Source organism: Gluconobacter kondonii, from assembly GCF_002723995.1.
GTDB lineage: Bacteria > Pseudomonadota > Alphaproteobacteria > Acetobacterales > Acetobacteraceae > Gluconobacter > Gluconobacter kondonii.
In genome coordinates this window covers 125,344-146,840 of the sequence record NZ_BEWP01000006.1, presented here as the reverse complement: position 1 = coordinate 146,840, position 21,497 = coordinate 125,344, and the positions used below count along the sequence as shown (strand labels likewise).

General features: G+C 60.2%; 23 protein-coding genes. 16 read left to right on the top strand and 7 right to left on the bottom strand.

Annotated elements, in window-relative coordinates; genetic code table 11:
* Nucleotides 1-2: 2 nt before the first annotated feature.
* The 6 genes from GKO01_RS08655 to GKO01_RS08630 all read left to right on the top strand — a co-directional run bounded on the left by GKO01_RS08655 (nucleotide 3) and on the right by GKO01_RS08630 (nucleotide 5,855).
* The gene (locus tag GKO01_RS08655; RefSeq protein ID WP_099286722.1) at nucleotides 3-1,370 is read left to right on the top strand and encodes a pyruvate dehydrogenase complex E1 component subunit beta; all 1,368 of its coding nucleotides are present in this window, start codon (nucleotides 3-5) and stop codon (nucleotides 1,368-1,370) included.
* A gap of 5 nt (nucleotides 1,371-1,375) precedes the next feature.
* The gene (locus GKO01_RS08650) at nucleotides 1,376-2,605 is read left to right on the top strand and encodes a pyruvate dehydrogenase complex dihydrolipoamide acetyltransferase (RefSeq protein ID WP_099286721.1); all 1,230 of its coding nucleotides are present in this window, start codon (nucleotides 1,376-1,378) and stop codon (nucleotides 2,603-2,605) included.
* A 3-nt stretch (nucleotides 2,606-2,608) separates the two neighbouring features.
* Entirely contained in the window at nucleotides 2,609-4,015 is a 1,407-nt protein-coding gene (gene lpdA / locus GKO01_RS08645) for a dihydrolipoyl dehydrogenase (RefSeq protein WP_099286720.1), read from the top strand.
* A gap of 5 nt (nucleotides 4,016-4,020) precedes the next feature.
* Entirely contained in the window at nucleotides 4,021-4,989 is a 969-nt protein-coding gene (gene lipA / locus GKO01_RS08640) for a lipoyl synthase (RefSeq protein ID WP_099286719.1), read from the top strand.
* Nucleotides 4,989-5,468, top strand: coding sequence for a type II toxin-antitoxin system RatA family toxin (locus GKO01_RS08635; RefSeq protein WP_099286718.1), 480 nt, complete (start codon nucleotides 4,989-4,991; stop codon nucleotides 5,466-5,468). Before lipA ends, GKO01_RS08635 begins: the two co-directional genes overlap by 1 nt.
* 84 nt (nucleotides 5,469-5,552) lie before the next feature.
* The gene (locus GKO01_RS08630) at nucleotides 5,553-5,855 is read left to right on the top strand and encodes a hypothetical protein (protein ID WP_099286717.1); all 303 of its coding nucleotides are present in this window, start codon (nucleotides 5,553-5,555) and stop codon (nucleotides 5,853-5,855) included.
* 78 nt (nucleotides 5,856-5,933) lie between these two features.
* Here the strand turns inward: GKO01_RS08630 and GKO01_RS08625 are convergent, their stop codons facing one another.
* The 3 genes from GKO01_RS08625 to GKO01_RS08615 are packed head-to-tail and all read right to left on the bottom strand — an operon-like array spanning nucleotide 5,934 to nucleotide 8,884.
* Nucleotides 5,934-6,419: a CinA family protein gene (locus tag GKO01_RS08625; RefSeq protein WP_099286716.1), complete on the bottom strand. Its 486-nt coding sequence runs from the start codon at nucleotides 6,417-6,419 to the stop codon at nucleotides 5,934-5,936.
* Nucleotides 6,409-8,298, bottom strand: a complete 1,890-nt coding sequence (locus tag GKO01_RS08620; RefSeq protein ID WP_099286715.1) for a lytic transglycosylase domain-containing protein — start codon at nucleotides 8,296-8,298, stop codon at nucleotides 6,409-6,411. Before GKO01_RS08620 ends, GKO01_RS08625 begins: the two co-directional genes overlap by 11 nt.
* Nucleotides 8,282-8,884: a YjbE family putative metal transport protein gene (locus GKO01_RS08615; RefSeq protein WP_099286714.1), complete on the bottom strand. Its 603-nt coding sequence runs from the start codon at nucleotides 8,882-8,884 to the stop codon at nucleotides 8,282-8,284. The genes GKO01_RS08620 and GKO01_RS08615 overlap by 17 nt, the downstream gene beginning before the upstream one ends.
* A 91-nt stretch (nucleotides 8,885-8,975) precedes the next feature.
* Between GKO01_RS08615 and purB the strand changes: the two genes are divergently transcribed.
* The 9 genes from purB (at nucleotide 8,976) to GKO01_RS08570 (ending at nucleotide 15,948) form a co-directional block, all read left to right on the top strand.
* Nucleotides 8,976-10,307, top strand: coding sequence for an adenylosuccinate lyase (gene purB / locus GKO01_RS08610; protein ID WP_099286713.1), 1,332 nt, complete (start codon nucleotides 8,976-8,978; stop codon nucleotides 10,305-10,307).
* A 145-nt stretch (nucleotides 10,308-10,452) separates the two neighbouring features.
* Nucleotides 10,453-11,217 carry a phosphoribosylaminoimidazolesuccinocarboxamide synthase gene (gene purC / locus GKO01_RS08605; RefSeq protein ID WP_099286712.1) on the top strand — a complete coding sequence of 255 codons (765 nt, stop codon included), beginning with the start codon at nucleotides 10,453-10,455 and terminating at the stop codon, nucleotides 11,215-11,217.
* Nucleotides 11,214-11,456, top strand: a complete 243-nt coding sequence (gene purS, locus GKO01_RS08600) for a phosphoribosylformylglycinamidine synthase subunit PurS (RefSeq protein ID WP_099286711.1) — start codon at nucleotides 11,214-11,216, stop codon at nucleotides 11,454-11,456. The genes purC and purS overlap by 4 nt, the downstream gene beginning before the upstream one ends.
* Nucleotides 11,453-11,857, top strand: a complete 405-nt coding sequence (locus tag GKO01_RS08595; protein WP_099286710.1) for a Rap1a/Tai family immunity protein — start codon at nucleotides 11,453-11,455, stop codon at nucleotides 11,855-11,857. The genes purS and GKO01_RS08595 overlap by 4 nt, the downstream gene beginning before the upstream one ends.
* The gene (gene purQ, locus GKO01_RS08590) at nucleotides 11,854-12,555 is read left to right on the top strand and encodes a phosphoribosylformylglycinamidine synthase subunit PurQ (RefSeq protein WP_099286709.1); all 702 of its coding nucleotides are present in this window, start codon (nucleotides 11,854-11,856) and stop codon (nucleotides 12,553-12,555) included. The genes GKO01_RS08595 and purQ overlap by 4 nt, the downstream gene beginning before the upstream one ends.
* A complete protein-coding gene (gene purL, locus GKO01_RS08585) occupies nucleotides 12,552-14,756 on the top strand; it encodes a phosphoribosylformylglycinamidine synthase subunit PurL (protein WP_099286708.1) in 2,205 nt (734 codons plus the stop codon). Before purQ ends, purL begins: the two co-directional genes overlap by 4 nt.
* 5 nt (nucleotides 14,757-14,761) lie before the next feature.
* Entirely contained in the window at nucleotides 14,762-14,992 is a 231-nt protein-coding gene (locus GKO01_RS08580) for a BolA/IbaG family iron-sulfur metabolism protein (protein ID WP_062032111.1), read from the top strand.
* Nucleotides 14,993-15,079: 87 nt separating this feature from the next.
* Complete coding sequence (grxD, locus tag GKO01_RS08575) at nucleotides 15,080-15,415, top strand: Grx4 family monothiol glutaredoxin (protein ID WP_099286707.1); 336 nt, start codon at nucleotides 15,080-15,082, stop codon at nucleotides 15,413-15,415.
* A 206-nt stretch (nucleotides 15,416-15,621) separates the two neighbouring features.
* Nucleotides 15,622-15,948, top strand: a complete 327-nt coding sequence (locus GKO01_RS08570; protein WP_099286706.1) for a hypothetical protein — start codon at nucleotides 15,622-15,624, stop codon at nucleotides 15,946-15,948.
* A gap of 4 nt (nucleotides 15,949-15,952) precedes the next feature.
* On the opposite strand, the gene GKO01_RS08565 is transcribed toward GKO01_RS08570, so the two are convergent.
* From GKO01_RS08565 to GKO01_RS08555, 3 genes are read right to left on the bottom strand one after another with little or no spacing between them, the layout of a single operon-like run.
* Nucleotides 15,953-16,264 (bottom strand): YraN family protein, encoded by a 312-nt coding sequence (locus GKO01_RS08565; protein ID WP_099286705.1) that lies wholly within the window; start codon nucleotides 16,262-16,264, stop codon nucleotides 15,953-15,955.
* 56 nt (nucleotides 16,265-16,320) lie between these two features.
* A complete protein-coding gene (gene hemB, locus GKO01_RS08560; protein ID WP_099286704.1) occupies nucleotides 16,321-17,331 on the bottom strand; it encodes a porphobilinogen synthase in 1,011 nt (336 codons plus the stop codon).
* Nucleotides 17,332-17,341: 10 nt separating this feature from the next.
* A complete protein-coding gene (locus GKO01_RS08555) occupies nucleotides 17,342-18,778 on the bottom strand; it encodes an amino acid permease (protein WP_099286703.1) in 1,437 nt (478 codons plus the stop codon).
* Between the two features lie 92 nt (nucleotides 18,779-18,870).
* Between GKO01_RS08555 and glyA the strand changes: the two genes are divergently transcribed.
* Nucleotides 18,871-20,175: a serine hydroxymethyltransferase gene (glyA, locus tag GKO01_RS08550; protein ID WP_099286702.1), complete on the top strand. Its 1,305-nt coding sequence runs from the start codon at nucleotides 18,871-18,873 to the stop codon at nucleotides 20,173-20,175.
* On the opposite strand, the gene GKO01_RS08545 is transcribed toward glyA, so the two are convergent.
* Nucleotides 20,172-21,314 carry a M14 family metallopeptidase gene (locus tag GKO01_RS08545; RefSeq protein ID WP_244901386.1) on the bottom strand — a complete coding sequence of 381 codons (1,143 nt, stop codon included), beginning with the start codon at nucleotides 21,312-21,314 and terminating at the stop codon, nucleotides 20,172-20,174. The two genes, glyA and GKO01_RS08545, sit on opposite strands and share 4 nt — an antisense overlap.
* Nucleotides 21,315-21,497 lie beyond the last annotated feature (183 nt).

Here is a 21,497-nt window from a genome sequence, read left to right as displayed (position 1 = left end):
CCATGGCATCTCTGATTCTGATGCCGGCCCTCTCGCCGACGATGACCGAAGGGACGCTTGCGCGCTGGGTCAAGACGGCAGGTGAGGCCGTTTCCGCCGGAGACGTGATTGCCGAAATCGAGACCGACAAGGCGACCATGGAAGTGGAAGCCGTGGACGAAGGCGTGATCGGCAAGACGCTGGTTGCCGAAGGTACGCAGAACATTGCAGTCAACACGACGATCGCCGTGCTTCTGGCGGAAGGCGAGGACGCTTCGGCTGTGGACACCGTGACCCGTTCTGCCGATCCGGCTGCGGGCGCTTCTGTCGCGATTGAAACACCGGCTGATCCGGGGATCGTGGAAGCACCGGAAGTCGCACAGGCCGAGAATGACCGGGACTGGGGCGAGACCAGCGAAATAACCGTCCGTCAGGCTCTGCGAGATGCGATGGCAGCCGAACTTCGTCGTGATGAGGACGTGTTCCTGATTGGTGAGGAAGTGGCGCAGTATCAGGGTGCCTACAAGGTCAGTCAGGGCCTGCTGGATGAGTTCGGCGAGAAGCGCGTCATCGATACGCCGATCACGGAACATGGCTTCACGGGCATGGCCGTAGGTGCGGCGCTGACTGGGCTCAAGCCGATCGTGGAGTTCATGACCATGAATTTCTCGCTGCAAGCCGTTGATCATATTATCAACTCTGCCGCCAAGACGCTCTACATGTCCGGCGGTCAAATGGGCTGTCCCATCGTGTTCCGTGGCCCGAATGGTGCAGCGGCGCGTGTCGGCGCACAGCACTCGCAGTGTTTCGCAAGCTGGTTTGCCCATATTCCGGGCCTGAAGGTGGTCGCCCCCTGGTCGTCTGCAGATGCGAAGGGATTGCTACGGGCCGCCATTCGCGATCCGAACCCGGTCATCGTTCTGGAAAACGAGATCCTCTACGGCCAGAAGTTTCCGTGCCCCGTGGATGAAGACTTCATCCTGCCGATCGGTCGCGCGAAGATCGAACGGGAAGGGACGGACGTAACGCTCGTGGCCTTCTCCATCATGGTCGGCGTGGCGCTGGAAGCCGCAGCTCTTCTGGCAGAAGAAGGCATTTCGGCCGAAGTCATCAACCTGCGCTCGATCCGTCCTCTGGATACCGAGACAATCGTACGCAGTGTGAAGAAGACGAACCGCATCGTCTCCGTCGAAGAAGGCTGGCCGGTCGCAGGCATCGGGGCGGAAATCTGCACCGTGGCCGTCGAGCAGGCTTTTGACTGGCTCGATGCTCCGCCCGCGCGTGTCTGCGGGCTTGACCTGCCGATGCCCTATGCGGCCAATCTCGAAAAACTGGCGCTTCCGAAACCCGAATGGGTTGTGGATGCGGTTCGCAAGCAGCTGCGGGACTGACAACGATGGCTACCGATATTCTGATGCCGGCGCTGTCGCCGACCATGACCGAGGGCAAACTGGCCCGCTGGCTCAAAGCCGAGGGTGATACCGTCGCCGCCGGTGACGTGATTGCCGAAATCGAGACCGACAAGGCGACCATGGAAGTGGAAGCCGTGGACGAGGGCATCCTTGGTCGCATCCTGATTCAGGAAGGCGTTGAGGGGATTCCCGTCAACACGCCGATTGCGATTCTTGTGGAAGAGGGCGAGGCCGTGCCTGACGCTTCTGCCTCGCAGGCCCCAGCGGCTCCGAAAGCTGAGACGGTAAGCGCAGAAACAACACCTGCTGCTCCGGCATCCAAAGCTTCGGCTGAGGCCAAGGGAGAGCGGATTTTCGTCTCTCCACTGGCCAAGCGTATGGCGCGTGAGCGGGGCATTGCCCTTGACGCCCTGACGGGAAGTGGTCCGAACGGGCGTATTCTCAAGCGCGACGTTGAGAAAGGCCCTGCTGCGCCCAAAACGGCTCCGAAAGCTGCTGCTACGCCCGTCATCACCGCATCGGAAGAGACGGTCCGTCGGGTGCCGAACTCGACGATGCGCAAGGTGATCGCGCGTCGTCTGACAGAATCCAAGACGCAGGTTCCGCATTTCTATGTCTCGGTCGATATTGAGCTGGATGCGCTGCTGGCCCTGCGCTCGAAGCTGAATGCGACGGCGCAGGAAAACAGCTTCAAGATCTCGGTCAATGACATGATGATCAAAGCCGTAGCGCTGGCACTAAAGAAAGTTCCGGGCGTGAACGTCCAGTTCAGGGATGCCGAGACGCTGCATTTCGAGAATGTTGATATCTCGATGGCCGTCTCAATTCCGGACGGGCTGATCACTCCGATCATCCGTAATGCCGATCGCAAATCCCTGCGTGACATCAGCGTCGAAGCCAAGGATCTGGCCAAGCGCGCCCGTGCCGGAAAGCTCAAGCCCGAGGAATTCCAAGGCGGGACGTTCTCCGTTTCCAATATGGGGATGTTCGGCGTGCGTGACTTCGCTGCGATCATCAATCCGCCGCAGGCCGGGATTCTGGCGATTGCCTCAGGCGAAAAACGGGCCGTGGTCCGTGGCTCGGAAATTGCGATTGCGACCGTAATGACTGCGACGTTATCGGTCGATCATCGTGCGGTTGATGGTGCTCTAGGCGCCGAGTGGCTGAATGCGCTGCGCGATATCGTGCAGAATCCTTACTTTCTGGTGGTCTGAACCATGTCCGATACATTCGATCTGATTGTTGTTGGTGGCGGCCCCGGCGGCTATGTGGCGGCGCTGCGGGCCAGCCAGCTCGGCATGAGCGTGGCGCTCGTGGAAAGCACGCATTTTGGTGGCGTCTGCCTGAACTGGGGCTGTATTCCGACCAAGGCGCTTCTGCGCTCTTCGGAAATCCATCATCTTCTGCATGAACTGGGCACGTTCGGCCTGTCCGCAGACAATATCTCGTTCGACCTGTCCAAGATCGTGGGCCGCTCACGCAGCATTGCGCGCCGGATGGGCGGCGGGATTGCCCATCTTCTGAAGAAAGCCAAGGTCACGACCTTTGACGGCCGCGCCAAACTAGCTGGGCGTTCGGGCGAGGCGCATCAGGTTGCCATCACGAAGGATGGCGCGGCGGTTGCGACCATCAAGGCGCCGCATGTCATTCTGGCAACAGGTGCGCGGGGGCGTCAGCTTCCGGGACTGGAGACGGATGGCACCCTGATCTGGGGGGCACGGGAGGCCATGACGCCGAAGGAGCTGCCTAAGCGTCTTCTGGTCATCGGATCGGGTGCGATCGGTATCGAGTTTGCGTCGTTCTACCGGAACATGGGTAGTGAGGTCACGATCGCCGAAGTGGCGGATCGGATCCTGATCGCCGAAGATCCAGAAATCAGTGCAGCAGCCCGCAAGGCTTTCGAAAAGCAGGGGATGACGATCATCACCAGCGCGAAGGTCGGCCCGCTAAATAAGACTGAAAACGAGGTTTCCACGACGATCGAAAGTCCGACGGGCAAGATCGATCTGACGGTAGACCGCGTCATCTGTGCGGTTGGCATTGTGGGCAATGTCGAGGATCTGGGGCTTGAGGGCACCAAGGTTCAGGTGGACCGGACCCATATCGTCACGGACGGCTTCTGCCGGACAGGCGAGCCAGGGGTCTATGCAATCGGTGATGTGGCCGGGGCACCCTGGCTGGCCCATAAGGCGAGCCACGAAGCCATCCTCTGCGTTGAAAAGATCGCCGGACGTTCGCCGCAGCCTTTGCATCCGCTGAACATTCCGGGCTGCACCTATTCGCGTCCGCAGATCGCATCTGTCGGTCTTAGCGAAGAAAAGGCCATTGCCGCAGGACATAAGGTCAAGGTCGGCCGTTTCCCATTCATCGCCAACGGCAAGGCTGTCGCGATGGGTGAGACGGACGGCATGGTCAAGACCGTGTTCGACGCGACAAGTGGCGAACTTCTGGGCGCGCACATGATCGGCGCGGAAGTTACAGAAATGATTCAGGGTTATGTCATTGCCCGGACCGGGGAACTGACAGAGGCGGAACTGATCGAAACGGTCTTCCCGCATCCGACCATTTCCGAGACCATGCACGAGGCAACACTGGCGGCCTTCGACGGCCCGTTGCATATCTGAGCATCATGTCCCAGCGCATCACCATCGACCATCGCGCCACCCCCGCGCTCCGGCACCCGGAGAAGGCGCACCGGCCTGACAATCCTATCCAGCGCAAACCATCCTGGATCCGGGTCAAGGCGCCGAACCATCCCGTGTATCACGAGACGCGGGCGCTGATGCGCGATGCAGGCCTCGTGACGGTCTGCGAAGAAGCGGCATGTCCCAATATCGGGGAATGCTGGTCGCAGCGTCATGCCACGATGATGATCATGGGCGAGATCTGCACCCGGGCTTGTGCGTTCTGCAACGTCACGACCGGGATGCCGAAGCATCTAGATGCGGACGAACCCCGACGCGTCGGCGAGGCTGTGGCAAAACTCGGGCTGCGACATGTCGTCATCACATCCGTGGACCGTGACGATCTGGCCGATGGCGGTGCGGAGCATTTCGCGCAGGTCATCCGTTCTATCCGGCAGACCTCTCCAGAGACCACGATTGAAATCCTCACTCCTGATTTCCTTCGTAAAGATGGAGCGCTGGAGGTTGTCGTGGCTGCACGGCCCGACGTGTTCAATCACAATATCGAGACCGTACCCCGACTTTATCCCACCATCCGGCCGGGTGCGCGTTACTATCAATCCGTCCGGCTTCTGGATGGCGTCAAGAGACTCGATCCTTCCATTTTCACCAAGTCCGGCCTGATGCTTGGGCTTGGCGAGGAACGTATGGAAGTGGCTCAGGTCATGGATGATTTCAGGATCGCAGACGTCGATTTCCTGACACTGGGGCAATATCTCCAACCTTCCGCAAAACATGCGGCCGTTGAAAAGTTTATTACCCCCGACGAGTTTGACGGCTATGCTGCGGCTGCCCGTTCAAAAGGATTTCTTCAGGTCAGTGCCAGTCCGCTGACCCGGTCCTCCTATCATGCGGACAGTGATTTCGCGAAGCTTCAGGCTGCGCGGAAAAGCCGTCTGAAAGAAAGTCTCTGATGCCGACACATGCCGAGCAAAGGTTGATCGCCTACACTCCGGACCAGCTCTTTGATCTTGTGGCGGATGTCGAGAAATATCCGCAGTTTCTGCCCTGGTGCGTGAAGGCGAGCATCCGCACCCAGACTGAACAGGAGCTTGTAGCGGATCTGACGATCGGGTTTGGCCCGTTCCGCGAGACCTTCACGAGCCGTGTGACGTTGGAGAGACCGTCGCGCATCCGGGTGCGTTATGAAAAAGGGCCTTTCCGCTATCTGAACAATGTGTGGACGTTCAGCCCGGATCCTCGCGGCTGTCTGGTCGATTTCTTTGTGGATTTCGAGTTTAAGTCTCGACTTCTGCAAAACGCGATGGGCGTGGTGTTCAATGAAGGTGTGCGTCTTATGGTGTCCGCCTTCATCAAGCGCGCGCGGGATATTTACGGAACGCAGGGGGCGAAGGTTACTCCTCCGACACCCGGTTTTTCCCAAAGGACATAAAATTTCATAGTGTTGCCAGAACCATTCGCGGGCTGAGTCGTTACAGCGTCAAGCACCGCGATGGTGACAGGAAAGGATTACGTTATGAAAAAGATTTCTTTTGGCGCATTCGCCTTGACTGCTCTGGTTGCTGCGGCCTCTCCGGCAATGGCCGCTCATCATCACGGCAAGCATCATGAAAAGGCTGCTCACGCTGCAAAAGCCAGTGGTGCCACCACGACGGAAGACCTGAACGCACGTTCGCTGCAGCAGGCCCAAACGCCGGTTTCTCCGACCGCTCCGACGGCAGCAGTTCCGCCCGCTGCTCCGACCGCGATCCCGACTGCCCCCAGCCTTCAGGCAGCTCCGGCAGCCTCGACGATGCCAGCTCCGACGCAGGGCAACTGAGTCCGCAAACAGGCCGGTGGTCTGTTGCAGGTTCGCAGAAAAGGGCGGCTCCGTTCATTCGGAGCCGCCCTTTTTACGTCAGGCGTTCAGAACCATCTGAAGCGCTTGCTGTACAGCCTGAGAACGAATGCTGGTGCGATCTCCGGCGAAGTGACACTGAACGACCGAAGACAATCCGGTGCGACCAGCCAGTCCGAAACAAACGGTCCCGACCGGCTTGGCAACGCTACCACCGCCCGGGCCTGCGATGCCTGTCACGGAAACGGCAATATCAGCGTCCGGAGCGTTCAGAAGGCCGCCTTCAGCCATGGCCTGAGCCGTCTGGAGGCTGACGGCTCCGTATTGTGCGAGAACCGCTTCTGGAACGCTCACGGCGCTCATTTTCAAGGCATTGGAATAGGTTATGAAACCGCCTTCCAAAACGTCCGACGAACCGGGAATATCACTGAGAGCCGCACCGATCAGGCCGCCTGTGCAGCTTTCCACTGTCACCAGTCTACGACCGGACCGGCGGAGATGCTCCAGAACCCGTCCGGCGAGGGCGGCAATGTCGTTATCCGGCATGAAGATTCCTGACACGATAGACCATCATTCCTGCTTCGATGTTCTCGATATAAAGGCGGGTTTCCCGGTAGGGCAGGCGTTCGATCCAGTCCAAAACACCGTCTTCTGACAGCGGGTCCGAAGGTGGGTTTGCTTTGAGCCAGAGGTCCACCCGATGCGGGCCTGCGTTATAGGCAGCCAGCGCGTAGGGGATCACATTCCCGAAGCGTTCGAGAAGCTGAGAGATATAGGCGTTGCCGATTTTCAGGTTTATCTGCGGATCGGTTAGGGACGCGGGAGAGACGTTGATCGGCCCCAGATGCCCCTTACGCACCACATCTCTGGCTGCGGCGGGTAGGAGTTGCAGCAGGCCCACGGCCTTGGCGCCGCTTAGTGCGTTCGGATCGAAACCACTTTCCTGCCGGATGATGGCGGGAAGCAAGCCGTCCGGAACAGTTGATGCGGCTGGGTAGGGGTCGGGGAAGCCCTGCGGGTAAAGGGCAATGCCCTTGCGGGCCAAGGCATAGGAGGCAAAGACTTCCGGCGCAGGTAACCCAAGGCGGGACGCAGCATCGGCGACGGCTTTCTGACCTTCCGGAGACGGATTGACGGCTTCCAGCATCATGAGGAAATCCCGTGCATGATCGGGATCACCTGCCTGTACGAGGTCCGTGGCGGCTTCGAGCAGATCGGGGCGGCTGAGCGTTCCGGCGGGCGGAGTGGGCAGAGACTGAAGGGCCTGTAACAGGGCGTCGTCAAAGGCCGATGACGACTGACCTGAGACCAGAATGGCGTTGTTCTGCGTCAGGGATGCCAGAGCGAGCTGACCCGGAAACGTCGTGGGGAAGGTCGCGGCTTTTTGAAAAGCAGCTTGGGCATCCTGATGTTTTTCAGCGGCCTGAAGGGCGCGGCCTGTCCAGTAATAGCCGCGAGCCTGCATCTGAAGCGAGGTTGCGCTCTGGAGAAGAGCAAAGAACTTTTCCGCGCGCGCCGGGTCATGAAGCTCTCTAAGCGCAATGAAGCCGCTGAGAAGAGCCGCTTCCTGACGGTCTGTCGTGTCCGGGGGCAGGGTGGTGTCGTCTGCGAGGTCTGCCGCCTCTTTCGGACGACCGGCCAGAAGCAGGGCGCGGGCGAGGCTGATCCGCTCTGAAGACCAGTCATGGGATGGGTTCGCCCGCTGCAGAGCCGCGCCCTGCGTGGTCCAGAGAGACAGCGCTTCATCCAGCCGATCCCCGCGACGCAGCGCACGCAGACGATAGCGGATTAGGGTTGGGTCGGATTGCAGGTCCGATGGCAGGGAGGCGAACAAGGAATCGGCATCGGGAGAGGCGAGACGTTCGGCCAGTCTGGCGCGAGCAAGAAGCTGCTGATCGGCTGAAAGACGCTCGATCTGTCTGGCCGCCGCCGAAAACTGCCCTCGCAGTTCGAGCGCTTCATAGCGGCTCCACTGATCGGCAGGCGTGAAGGCCTGACCAAACCGCGTGAGCAGGGTCTGCTCTTCGGCAGTGGTCAGGGCGCTTCCGAAGAGCCAGAGACGGCGCGCTGTGGAGGCCGGGTCCGGGAGATGGTCTGCACAGGCTGTAAACGCCGCGGGTAATGTGAGCGGATAAAGCGGGCAGAGAGCGTTCAGGGTCTGGGGATCGGATGTCTGAGAGAGTGCGTTCTGAAAACGCCACAGAATACGCACTCTCTGCGGCCATTGCGGCATCTGTGCGAGGAAACTGGCATAACGCTGTGCCGAGAAACTGCTTCCTTCCGGCCCGACGAGGATCAGCCACTCCGCCAGCCGTTCCTGAACAGGTGAGGGGGTAATCTCCATCGGGGGTGCAGCGAGGGCTGATGACGTGACAAGCAGCGTCATCAGCCCCGCAAAAAGAGTTTTGTCAGCTCGGAAGAACATGCGTCCAGACCTCCCCGCCGCCGCGGATGATGAGTTCGATTGCAACGCCCAGAACCACCAGCAGACCGATCCATGCAATCCAGCGATATCTGGCCAGAAGATTGGCGACGACCGATGCAGCAAGCCCCATCAACAGCACCGATAGCACGAGCCCCGCAACAAGAATCCACGGATGCCCGACAGCCGCTCCGGCAACCGCCAGCACGTTGTCGAGGCTCATGGACAGATCGGCCACAACAATTTTGAGCACGGCAGGGCCGAGCCGGGGCGGGGCGGCCTCGACGTCCTCATGATGCTCGCCGCCTCGAAGCTCACGATACATCTTCCAGCAGACCCACAGAAGCAGAAACCCACCCGCCAGCGTCAGACCGACCACGGCGAGCAGCGTGGTCGCCAGCAGGGCCAGCCCTACACGCAGAATGGCAGCAAACCCGGTTCCAAACAGAATGGCGAGACGACGCTGCCGCCCTTCCAGATTGCGCACGGCCATCCCGATGACGACCGCATTGTCACCGGCGAGGGTGATGTCGATCAGGGTGATCTGGCCGAGGGCGATGAGGGCGTGAAGCAGAGAGTCAGGGGCCAAGGTGTCATTCTTCCGAAAAGGGGTCCGTGCAATGTCTTCGTATTTGGTCTAAGGAGCCTCCGTAAAGCCCCACCTCGCATCCGGAGTTCCCATGGTACCCCGCTACAGCCGTCCGCAGATGACTGCCATCTGGTCTCCCGCCAACCGTTTTCGCATCTGGTTCGAGATCGAAGCCCTTGCCTGCGAAGCCATGGCACAACGGGGTGACATTCCCGCCGAATCAGCAAAGACCATCCGCGAAAAGGGTGACGTCGCCATGGCGGCCTTTTCCGACGCGGATCTGGCCCGCATCGACGAGATCGAAGCCGAAACGCGCCATGACGTCATCGCGTTCCTGACCTGGCTTGCGGAAAAGGTCGGTCCGGATAGCCGTTTCGTGCATCTGGGCATGACGTCTTCGGACGTTCTGGACACCTGCCTGTCCGTGCAGATGACGCAGGCCGCCGATCTGCTGCTGGAAGATCTGGACCGCGTTCTGGCCGCACTCAAAGATCGCGCCTACGAGCATCGCAACACGGTGACGATCGGCCGCAGCCATGCGATCCACGCCGAGCCGACCAGCTTTGGCCTGAAGATTGCCGGCCACTACGCCGAGTTCGCCCGCAACCGCGAGCGTCTGGTGCAGGCCCGCAAGGAAATTGCGGTCTGCGCGATTTCCGGCGCTGTCGGAACCTACGCCCATATCGACCCGGAAATCGAGGAATACGTCGCCGACAAGCTGGGCTTGGCTGTCGAGAGCGTGTCGACGCAGGTCATTCCGCGTGACCGCCATGCCGCCTTCTTCTGCACGCTCGGCGTGATCGCCAGCGGTATCGAACGTCTGGCGATCGAGGTCCGTCATCTTCAGCGTTCGGAAGTCCGGGAAGCGGAAGAATTTTTCCACAAGGGGCAGAAGGGCAGTTCGGCCATGCCGCACAAGCGCAACCCTGTCCTGTCGGAAAACCTGACCGGTCTGGCGCGCCTCATCCGCTCGCATGTTGTCCCGGCGCTGGAAAACGTCGCATTGTGGCACGAGCGGGACATCAGCCACTCCGCTGTCGAACGGAATATCTGCCCCGACGCCACGATCGGACTGGATTTTGCGCTGATGCGTCTGGCCGGAATGATGGAAAAGCTGGTCGTCTATCCCGAGCAGATGATCGCCAACATGGAAAGCCTCGGCGGCGTCGTCCATTCCGGCGAAGTCCTGCTGACGCTGGCTCGTGCCGGAATTTCCCGCGAGGACGCCTATCGGATCGTACAGCGCAACGCCATGGAAACATGGACCAAGCTGAACAAACCGGGCTTCAAGACCTTCCGTGAAAACCTTGAATCCGATCCGGAAGTGGCCGGTCGTGTCAGCAAGGAGATTCTCGATCAGGCGTTCGACCCGGCCCAGCATCTGCGCGCCGTAGATCGCATCTTCGCCCGTATCTTTGACTGAGAGGCGTGCGGAACGCAGACTTCCTGCGATTTCCTGCGTTCCGCATACTCGCAGTTCCGGTTCCGCAATGCTATGGAACCACAATTCGTCGCTGCTCCAGCCGTCCGCATTTTCTGTCAGGACGGCGCAACGCTAAGGATTGCTCATGGCTCGCCGCCGCCAGCTCTATGAGGGCAAAGCCAAGGTTCTTTTTGAAGGCCCAGAACCCGGCACACTCGTTCAGTACTTCAAGGATGACGCCACCGCCGGAAACGGCGCGAAGAGCGGCATCATCACCGGTAAGGGTGTCCTGAACAACCGCATCAGCGAATACCTGATGCTCAAGCTTCACGAGATTAACATCCCGACCCACTTCATCCGTCGGCTGAACATGCGCGAGCAGCTCATCCGCGAAGTGGAGATCATCCCGCTTGAAGTTGTGGTACGCAACGTGGCGGCGGGCTCGCTGGCCAAGCGGCTTGGCATCCCCGAGGGGACGCGCCTGCCGCGCACGATTATTGAATATTACTACAAGAACGACGCGCTCAACGACCCGATGGTGTCGGAAGAACATATCGCAGCGTTCAACTGGGCCGCACCGCAGGACATGGACGACATGAACCAGCTTGCGCTCAGAACAAATGATTTCCTGATGGGCATGTTCACGGCTGTCGGCATCACGCTTGTCGATTTCAAGCTGGAATTCGGACGGATCTGGGAAGGCGAGGAGATGCGCATTCTTCTGGCCGACGAAATCTCGCCGGATAACTGCCGTCTGTGGGATTCTAAGACGAACGAGAAGTTGGACAAGGACCGTTTCCGCCGCGACATGGGTCGCGTCGAAGAAGCGTATCAGGAAGTGGCAAAGCGTCTCGGGATTCTGCCCGAGTCCGGGAATGGTGACCTCAAGGGTCCGGAGGCAGTTCAGTGAAAATCCGTGTTTTTGTTTCCCTGAAAGACGGCGTTCTCGATCCGCAGGGCAAGGCCGTGGGCCATGCTCTTGAAACCCTTGGCTTCAAGGGTCTGGGCGAAGTCCGCATCAATCGCGTCGTTGAACTCGATGTTCCGGCCGACAATGCCGCCGACGCACTCGCACAGGGCGAGGCCATGGCGCGCGCGCTTCTGGCCAATGAGGTCATTGAGGATTTCAGCGTCGAGGTGGCCGGATGACCCGTCTTTCCACGATCTTCCTGCTGGCTGGTCTCGCGGCGGCTCCGGTTCTTGTTTCGGCCCCGGCTCACGCACAGCGCGTGTCCAAGGTTTCGGGCAAGGCTCTGGGCCAGATGTGCTCCAGCAAGTCCTCCATCGGGATGTGCGACGCCTATCTGTCCGGCCTGATGGACGGTGAGGCTTGGGCTAAGAAGTACGACACCTTCGCCCATGATGAATCTGCTCCGGTTGCATTCTGCGTTCCAGCCCAGCAGACTGCGCCGCAAATCCGCGGTCTGGTTGTCGCCTGGCTGCATGCCCACAACGACGCGCTGACGGAGCCTGCGGGCAAGGCTGTCTATCGCGCGCTGCATGACACCTATCCGTGCCATGCGTCCGCTCCGGCGGAGGGCCAGAAATGAAGGCAGGTATCGTCGTATTTCCCGGCACGAACCGGGAGCGCGACATGGTCCATGCCCTGAAGCTGGTCACGGGGCAGACGCCGCGTCTGATCTGGCACAGGGAAACCTCTCTGGGGGATCTGGACCTCGTGGTGCTTCCGGGCGGTTTCAGCTTCGGGGATTATCTGCGTAGTGGCGCCATGGCAGCGCATTCTCCGATCATGCGTGACGTCAAGGCATTCGCTGGCAAGGGTGGTCATGTTCTGGGTGTCTGCAATGGCTTCCAGATCCTGACGGAATCCCATCTGCTGCCGGGCGCACTGCTTCGCAACGCAGGGCTGCGCTTCCTGTCGCAGGATTGCCACCTGAAGGTTGAAAACGCGTCGTCGCCCTATACGCAGGGCTGGGCGCGAGGTGATGTGTTCCGCGCGCCGCTCGCTCATGGTGACGGGAACTACACGGCCTCTCCCGAGACGCTGAAGCGTCTTGAAGGCGAAGGCCGCGTGGCGTTCCGTTATTGTGGGGTAGATGGTGTGGTTTCGGACGATGATCGTGCGACCAACCCCAACGGGAGCACGCGCTCCATCGCCGGGATTCTGAGCGAAAACGGCCGTGTCTGTGGCCTGATGCCGCACCCGGAGAACCTGACTGACCCCGAAATCGGCGCAACCGACGGCGTGCCGCTTTTCAAAGGCCTTGTGGAGGCTCTTGTCGGATGAGTGTGACGATTGATGCCCAGCTTGCCCAGTCTTTCGGACTGACCGGCGAGGAATACGACAAGCTTGTCACGATCATGGGACGGACACCGAGCTTTACGGAGCTTGGAATTTTCTCCGTCATGTGGTCCGAGCACTGCTCCTACAAATCATCGCGCATTCATCTCAAGACGCTGCCCACCAAGGCACCGTGGGTCATTCACGGACCGGGCGAGAACGCAGGCGTCGTGGATATCGGTGAGGGTCTGGCCGCCGTCTTCAAGATGGAAAGCCACAACCATCCGTCTTTCATCGAGCCCTATCAGGGCGCGGCGACGGGCGTGGGCGGCATTCTGCGTGACGTATTCACGATGGGCGCGCGTCCGGTTGCGAACCTCAACGCCCTGCGCTTCGGTGACCCGAAACATGCGGGCACGCGTCGCATCGTCGATGGTGTCGTGCGTGGTGTTGGCGGCTACGGTAACTGCGTCGGTGTTCCGACAGTGGGTGGCGAGGTCAACTTCCACAAGGCGTATGACGGCAATCCGCTCGTCAACGCCATGACGGTGGGTGTGGCCAAGCAGGACAAGATCTTCCTGTCGGCTGCGGCGGGCGTAGGCAATCCTGTTGTCTATGTCGGCTCCAAGACGGGCCGTGATGGCATTCATGGCGCGACCATGTCCTCGGCAGAGTTCGACGAGGAAGCGGCGTCCAAGCGTCCGACGGTTCAGGTTGGCGATCCGTTTATCGAGAAGCTGCTGATCGAGGCCTGCCTCGAACTGATGGCCACCGATGCAATCGTCGCCATTCAGGACATGGGCGCGGCCGGTCTGACGTCTTCTGCCGTTGAAATGGCCGGCAAAGGCGGCGTTGGCATCGAGCTGAATCTTGATGCTGTTCCGCAGCGCGAGCCGAACATGTCGGCTTACGAGATGATGCTCTCCGAGAGCCAGGAGCGTATGCTCATGGTCCTCAAGCCCGAGCGGACCGAAGTCGCGCGCGCGATCTTCGCGAAGTGGGAGCTGGATTTCGCCATCATCGGTGTGCTGACCGATACGGGCCGCATCACGATCCGTCATCATGGCGAAATCGAAGCCGATATTCCGCTGGCCCCGCTGGCAGATGAAGCTCCGCTCTATAACCGTCCGACCGTGCCGCTGACGGCACCTGCACGGATTGAAACGCCTGCTGACCCGGAAGGGATCGAGAAGGCGCTGCTGACGTTGATCGGCTGTCCGGATCTGGCGTCCCGCGCCTGGGTCTGGAACCAGTATGACGGCTCGGTCGGTGGCAACACGGCGCGTCGTCCGGGTGCAGCCGATGCGGCAGTCGTCCGCGTTGACGATACGCGTCTGGGTCTCGCCCTGACGACGGACTGCACGCCACGTTACTGTCAGGCCGATCCCAAGACGGGTGGCGCTCAAGCAGTCGCCGAAGCATGGCGGAACCTGACGGCAACCGGTGCAACGCCGCTGGCCGTGACGGACAATCTGAACTTCGGCAATCCGGAACGGCCGGAAATCATGGCGCAGTTCGCCGATGCCATCAAAGGCATGGGGGATGCCTGTCGCGCGCTCGACTTCCCGGTCGTGAGCGGCAACGTCTCGCTGTATAACGAGACGCGCTCGCCGTCCGGTGAAGCTCAGGCAATTCTGCCGACGCCTGCGATCGGCGCGCTTGGCGTACTTGCGGATGCATCCAAGTCCATCGGGCTTGCGATGCCGGATGCCCACGATCTGGTGCTGGTCGGCTCTATCCGGGGCGAACTCGGACAGTCTTTGTGGCTTCGCGAAATCTGCCAGCGTGAAGACGGAGCGCCGCCGGTCGTCGATCTTGCGGTGGAGCGTCGTAACGGAGACTTCGTACGCAGCCAGATTACGGCAGGCGCAGTTGCGGCCTGTCATGATATCGCCGATGGCGGTCTGCTGGTGACGGTCGCGGAAATGGTCATGGCAAGCGGCGTCGGATGCACGCTTGAAGCCGCTCCGACGGACATTGCCGCGCACGCATTCTGGTTCGGTGAGGATCAGGGCTGCTACGTCATTGCAACGTCCGATGGCGCAGCCCTTGTCGAAGCAGCAGGGAAGGCCAATGTTCCGGCAATCCGTCTGGGACGTTCGGGCGGCAAGGATCTGGTCGTGCCGGGAACCGTCAGTGTCAGCGCGGAGCGTCTCGGCGAGATCAATGCCGCGTTCTTCCCGCAGTTCATGGGTGAGGGAGCCTGATTTTTATGCCGATGGCAGCTTCTGAAATCGAACGCACGATCCTCGCCGCCATCCCTGACGCCCGGATCGAGATCGAAGATCTCGCCGGGGACGGGGATCATTACGCCTGCCAGGTTACAAGCGAAGCCTTCCGCGGGCTTTCGCGTGTACGCCAGCACAAACTGGTTTATGATGCGTTCGGAACCCGCATGGGCACCGAACTGCATGCGATGGCCCTCAAGACGCTCACCCCTTAAGAGCCGGGGCTGACGTCTTTTTTTCCAGACGAGCACTGACAGCAGGAGCGGACGTTCTGTCCGCCCTGCCGAACCAAGGAAAATCCAATGTCCGAAACCGTGTTCCAGCATATCCAGACCCTGATCGACGCCAATCCGGTCATGCTGTTCATGAAGGGTGACAAGCTCTTCCCGCAGTGCGGCTTTTCCGCGCGCGTGGTCCAGATTCTCAACCATCTTGGCGTCCCGTTTGCGACCTGCAACATCCTTGAGAGCGCCGAACTGCGTCAGGGCATCAAGGACTTCTCGCAGTGGCCGACCGTGCCGCAGCTTTACATCAAGGGCGAGTTCGTGGGCGGCTGCGATATCGTGACCGACATGTACCAGAGCGGCGAGCTTGAGACTCTGCTGACCGAAAAAGGCATTACGACTGCCAACGCCTGACCGACACGCGCCTGATTCGGGCGCGATTGTGACGAAAAGTGCTGAATTCAGCACTTTTTAAGCATTGCTCCTGCCACAATTCAGCCATGAAACGACGAAAAGTGGCAGGACCTTGATTTTTTCGGAAACTTTCCCATCAGGGGTTGCCGGACCCCGAGTTCAGCGCATAGGCTGTTTCCATCAGAACGGGATGGGACACAACGTCAATGGCGCGCAACTGGGTCGGCAGAATTGCTCTGGGTATCATGGGTGTTGGTATCTGCATGGGGGCAGGCAAGGCCTATGCCCGTCCAGCCATCACCGATTACGAAGCCAGCAAGCTGACCTTTGACGCATTGACTGCAACGCCGGTCTATCACCGCGCCGTTTTCCATCATGCGTTTGCGCGCCGCACAACTTCGCATAACACAGCCGTTGCCTGGAGCAGCTCACACGCTGTCATCCGCAACGTCGCTTACCGCCCGCATGCAGTCGCTCATGCCCATATTGCGGTTGCATCCGCTCATCATCACGCCCGCGTCCGTCGCACCTGATTTTTCAGAACTGGCGCAGCGCATCCTGAATGCGTCGCGCCTGACCTGACGGGTCCACGACGATCAGATCAAACCGTGTGTTGGGTCGCTGCCACTCCGGTTTCGTCAGCAGGATATACTCGAAGGCTTCCATCAGCCTTTGGGACTGTCTGACAGTCAGGCATAACGCACTTTCCCGCAGGCTGCGTCTCTGCTTGACTTCAACAGCAATCAGCCATTCCGAATCTGCTGCCAGAAGATCGATTTCGCCATAGGGCGTTCGTAATCTGCGCGCCATAATTGTCAGCCCGCGCTCTTCAAGGAGGCGGGCTGCAATATTTTCAGCGTTCAGCCCCGTATAATAGGATTGAACGCCTCGGGTCTGTGGGCTTTTCAGTGTTCGTCCCGCAGAAGACGGGCGGCGTCCAGAGCGAAATAGGTAAGGATGCCGTTACAGCCGGCACGCTTGAAAGCGATCAGGCTTTCCATGATCGTACGATCGCGGTCGAGCCAGCCGTTCTGGATGGCCCCCATAAGCATCGCGTATTCCCCCGACACCTGATAGGCGAAAGTCGGAACTTCGAAGCGTTCGCGCACGCGGCGGATGATATCGAGATACGGCATGCCCGGCTTGACCATGATCATGTCCGCACCTTCGCGCAGATCCTGCTCAACTTCGCGCATGGCTTCGTCGGAATTGGCCGGGTCCATCTGGTAAGTTTTCTTGTCTCCGTGCAGCAGGCTGCCGGACCCCAAGGCATCGCGGAACGGACCGTAGAAGGCGGACGCATATTTTGCCGTGTAGGCCATGATGCGCGTCGTGTCGTAGCCATTGCCGTCGAGCGTTTCGCGAATGGCTTTCACGCGGCCATCCATCATGTCGGACGGGGCGATGATGTCATTGCCCGCACGGGCCTGATTGAGGGCCTGGCGGCGGAGGATTTCCACGGAGGCGTCGTTAAGGATCCGGCCATTCTCGATCACGCCGTCATGGCCGTGATCGGTATACGGATCCAGCGCCACGTCTCCGATAATGCCCAGATCGGGGAAGGCGTCCTTGATGGTGCGCGAAGCGCGACACATCAGGTTATCCGGATTCAGGGCCTCTGTGCCCGTGGCGTCGCGGACGCTCATGGGCGTTACGGGGAAAATGGCGACGGCCGGGATGCCGAGGTCCACAGCCTGCCGGACGTGTTCGACGACATTGTCCACGCTGACGCGTTCTGCGCCCGGCATGGAGTCGACCTTCTGGCGCTGGTTTTCACCTTCACAGACGAAAATCGGCCAGATCAGGTTGTCGACATGCAGGCGATGTTCCTGCACCAGACGACGGGTGAAAGCATCGTGGCGATTACGCCGCGGACGGGAGAGGGGGTATGCTGCATTGCTCATACCCCCGATCATGCGCCTAACTTCAGTCCCTGCAAAGTCGACTGTTGCGGATGCCGTAGACGAAATAAATGACAAGCCCAATGATGAGCCAGACGATGAGCCTGATCCATGTCAGGCGATCAAGCGATACCATCACGGCCCCACAGGACAGAACGCCGAGGACGGGAATGATAGCGCCACCCGGTACGCGGAACTGACGGGGCGCATCGGGCTGGGTTCGGCGCAGGACGGGAACGCTCGCACAGACGATGATGAAGGCAAGAAGCGTTCCGATCGAGGTCATGTTCCCAAGCACGCCAATCGGCACAAGAGCCGCGAGAAGGCTTGTCAGAACCGCGAACAGAAGATGAGACGTCCAAGGTGTGCGGGTACGGGTGTTCAGCCGTGCGAACAGCGGAGGAAGCAGCCCGTCATGGGACATGACGAGAAAGATCCGTGCCTGTCCCAGAAGCATTCCGAACAGAACCGAGACGTACCCCGACGTAATGCCAAGCTTCACAAGGCTTGCGACCCAAGGGAGATGCGCGGTGTCGATGGCGGTCGCCACCGGGCTCGGGTCATTGGCCATGAGGCGATAATTGACCACCCCGGTCAGAACCAGCGAGAAAATGACATAAACCACGGAACAGACCAGTAGACTTCCGATGATCCCGATTGGGATGTTCCGTGCCGGGTTCCGGCTGTCCTGCGCGGCGGTCGAGACGATATCGAAGCCGAGATAGGCAAAGAAGGCCATCCCGGCCGCACGCATAACACCGGAAAACCCGAAAGAGCCGAACGTGCCGGTATTTTCAGGGATGAACGGATGATAGTTCGCCATATGGACATGCGGCGCACAGACCACGATCACGATAGCGACGACCGCCAGCTTGATGACGACGACGGCCGTATTCACCTTCGCGGATTCGCTAACACCGCGCATCAGGAGCGCCGTCACGATCCACAGGGCACAGGCTGCTGGCAGATTGAACCAAGCGGTCGTGATGGTGCCGTCTGACAGCGTCACAGGCGTGAGTGGCGGAGCAAGAAGCCTCGGGTCGATGGGAAGCCCCCATCCGCCCAGAAGCGATGCCAGATAGCCGGACCAGCTTGAGGCAACGGTTGCGGCTCCCACCGTATATTCGAGCACGAGATCCCAGCCGATCATCCAAGCAATCAGCTCTCCCATGGAGGCATAGGCATAGGAATAGGCCGAACCGCCGGAGGGAATCATCCCGGCCAGTTCGCCGTAACACAAACCTGCAAACCCACAGGCCACGGCTGCGATAACAAAAGACAGCGTCACGGCTGGACCGGCGTTCTGGCCAGCAGCGACACCTGTAAGAGAGAAAAGACCAGCACCGATCGTCACGCCGATACCGAGGGCGACGAGCTGCCAGGGACCGAGAACACGCCTGAGGCCAGTCTGGCTGTCGGCTGCGGATGATACGGGTTTGGTCCGCCAGAGCGGAGTGGTCATGAAGGATCCTCGTTTGTTAGGCGGATTGTTTTTGCCGAGGCAGGCAATCTGGGCTAGTCACATGCCGAACTCACCCTGGAGAATGGACCACGATGTCGGAACACGCCAGCCAGTCCACGCTGAATCGTTTCTTTCATGCCCCCCTCAAGGAGGTTGATGCCGAAGTTGCCACCATCCTGAACGAGGAGCTGACGCGCCAGCAGGACGGCATCGAGCTCATCGCTTCGGAGAACATGGCCTCTTTCGCAGTCATGGAAGCACAGGGTTCGGTGCTGACGAACAAGTATGCGGAAGGCCTTCCGGGCAAGCGCTATTACGGCGGCTGCGTGGACGTGGACCGTGTTGAGAACCTCGCTATCGAGCGTCTGAAAAAGATGTTCGGCGCGGAATTCGCAAACGTGCAGCCGCATTCGGGCGCCAATGCCAATCAGGCGGCGTTCATGGCGCTGGCCAAGCCGGGCGATACGATTCTCGGCCTGAGCCTTGCCGCTGGTGGACACCTGACGCATGGCGCGGCTCCGAACTATTCGGGCAAGTGGTTCAACTCCGTACAGTATGGTGTGCGCGCCGAAGATGGTCTGATCGATTACGACCAGATGGAAGCGCTGGCCCGCGAGCACAAGCCGAAGATCATCGTGGCTGGCAGCTCCGCCTATCCGCGCGTCATCGACTTCGCCCGTTTCCGCCAGATTGCTGATGAAGTCGGCGCGTATCTGATGGTGGACATGGCTCATTTCGCCGGTCTGGTGGCAGCTGGTCTGTATCCGAACCCGGTTCCGGTTGCGGACATTACGACGTCCACGACGCACAAGACGCTGCGTGGCCCGCGTGGCGGCATTATCCTGACGAACGATCCGGAACTGGCGAAGAAGGTGAACTCCGCCGTGTTCCCCGGTCTGCAGGGTGGCCCGCTCATGCATGTCATCGCGGGCAAGGCGGTTGCGTTCGGTGAAGCACTGTCGGACGAGTTCAAGGACTATCAGAAGCGTGTTCTCGCCAATGCGCGTGCGCTGGCGGACGAGCTTCAGAACCGTGGCTTCGACATCGTCACAGGCGGCACGGACAGCCATCTGATCCTCGTGGATCTGCGTCCGAAGAAAGTGACGGGCAAACTGGCCGAAGCTATTCTGGAACATGCCGGCATCACGGCGAACAAGAACGCTATCCCATTCGATCCGGAAAAGCCGTTTGTGACCTCCGGCATCCGTCTGGGCAGCCCGGCGGCAACCGCGCGCGGTTTCGGAGAAGCCGAGTTCCGCGAAGTCGGCCGCATGATCGACGAAGTGCTGACGGCGGCTCTTGAGGAAGAAAACTCCGAAGCCGTCACGGCGCGCGTGCATGAAGAAGTGAAGGCCCTGTGCCGTCGCTTCCCGATCTATGACCGCGCTTCGGCCTAAGATCTGAACGGCGCTGCGGTCCGTCTGGCCAAGCGGACCGCGAGCTGTCCCCGACGGGGACGCAGATTGGGCATGATCAGCAGGCATTCGTCATAGGGTGTGTAAATCAGATCATGTCCGTCATGGGCGAGGGGCGTTCCCGCCTTAGGAATCGTGACTCCGCCCTCCCACGGCCTGACGAAACTGAAATCCGAATGCCGGGCAATGATGTTGTCGGTCACGACAGCCATTTCGGGCTCGCAGGCTTCCTGCGTGGCATGTCCACGAAGGTGGATGGCCTCAGCCTGCGCGAGAAGACGCTCGATGGCGCTTTCCATGACCGTGACAGTTGCAGGCTCCCAGTGAGACCCCGCTTCCAACAAACAACTTCGCCCGGTTCCGCCCGGCGACATGAAATGCGCGTGTTCGATCAGGCGTGAACCACCCTGATGCCCCAGATCCGTCAGAACCGTCTGAGGCAGATTTCGACCTGCCGCCAGAGCGCAGGCCAGCTCTGCCGACCGCTGACGGGGAGAGGCGATGAACAGGGGCTCGGATGGCCAGAGCGTGGAATGCAGATCCAGCAACAGGTCCGCACGGGCGATATAGGGCTGAAGCTGTCTGGCCCGTTCAAGCTCGCTGGAGTGGTCGCGCCCATCCAGGCGTGTGCTGTGCCACAGGCGGTTCAGATCTTCGTCGACATGGCGGGCCATGACGGGATTTCTGATATCAAACCTGTCGAAGGCTTCCAGATTGGCCACAATGAAGGTCAGACGCCCCGATGTCAGGGACACGCCCCGTTGGCGAAAATTCTCAAGCGCCCACCCCCCGGCATATTCGTTGCCATGGACCATGGCGGTGATAACGATTTCAGGGCCGGAGCGCCCCGAATCGAATATCCATACGCCGGGCACGCCTGAAGGCGGCAGACGCCACATGGCAAGATCGGGCGGGGGAAGGGTCACTCTAAAGACGGGCGGGGGCTGTCCGAAACCGGGCAGCGTTTCCGACAGACGGGGCTGACGGATCCGCACAGGGTGATGCCGCTGTCCCGCCTTGCAACTCATGCCATCCCCCTCCGTCGCGGACTGACGCGACAACGGGCACCCTCCGTCCGGCAGCCCGGCGAAGCCATACCTGCACCACAGAGCGTAGGACATGGATCGGTCATGGATTGTAGTGTAAGCACGTTGGGCGCAGGTCGCCAGAGAGGGAACATCGCCTTTCTTTCCTTCCATAGCAGAAAGAAATCACATTTTTCCGAGGCCGGTCTGATAGTATCGTTTCCTGTTTTCCGCCCGGCTTTCCAGAGATTTCGGCTCCTTGCCCATGCTTGCGACCAA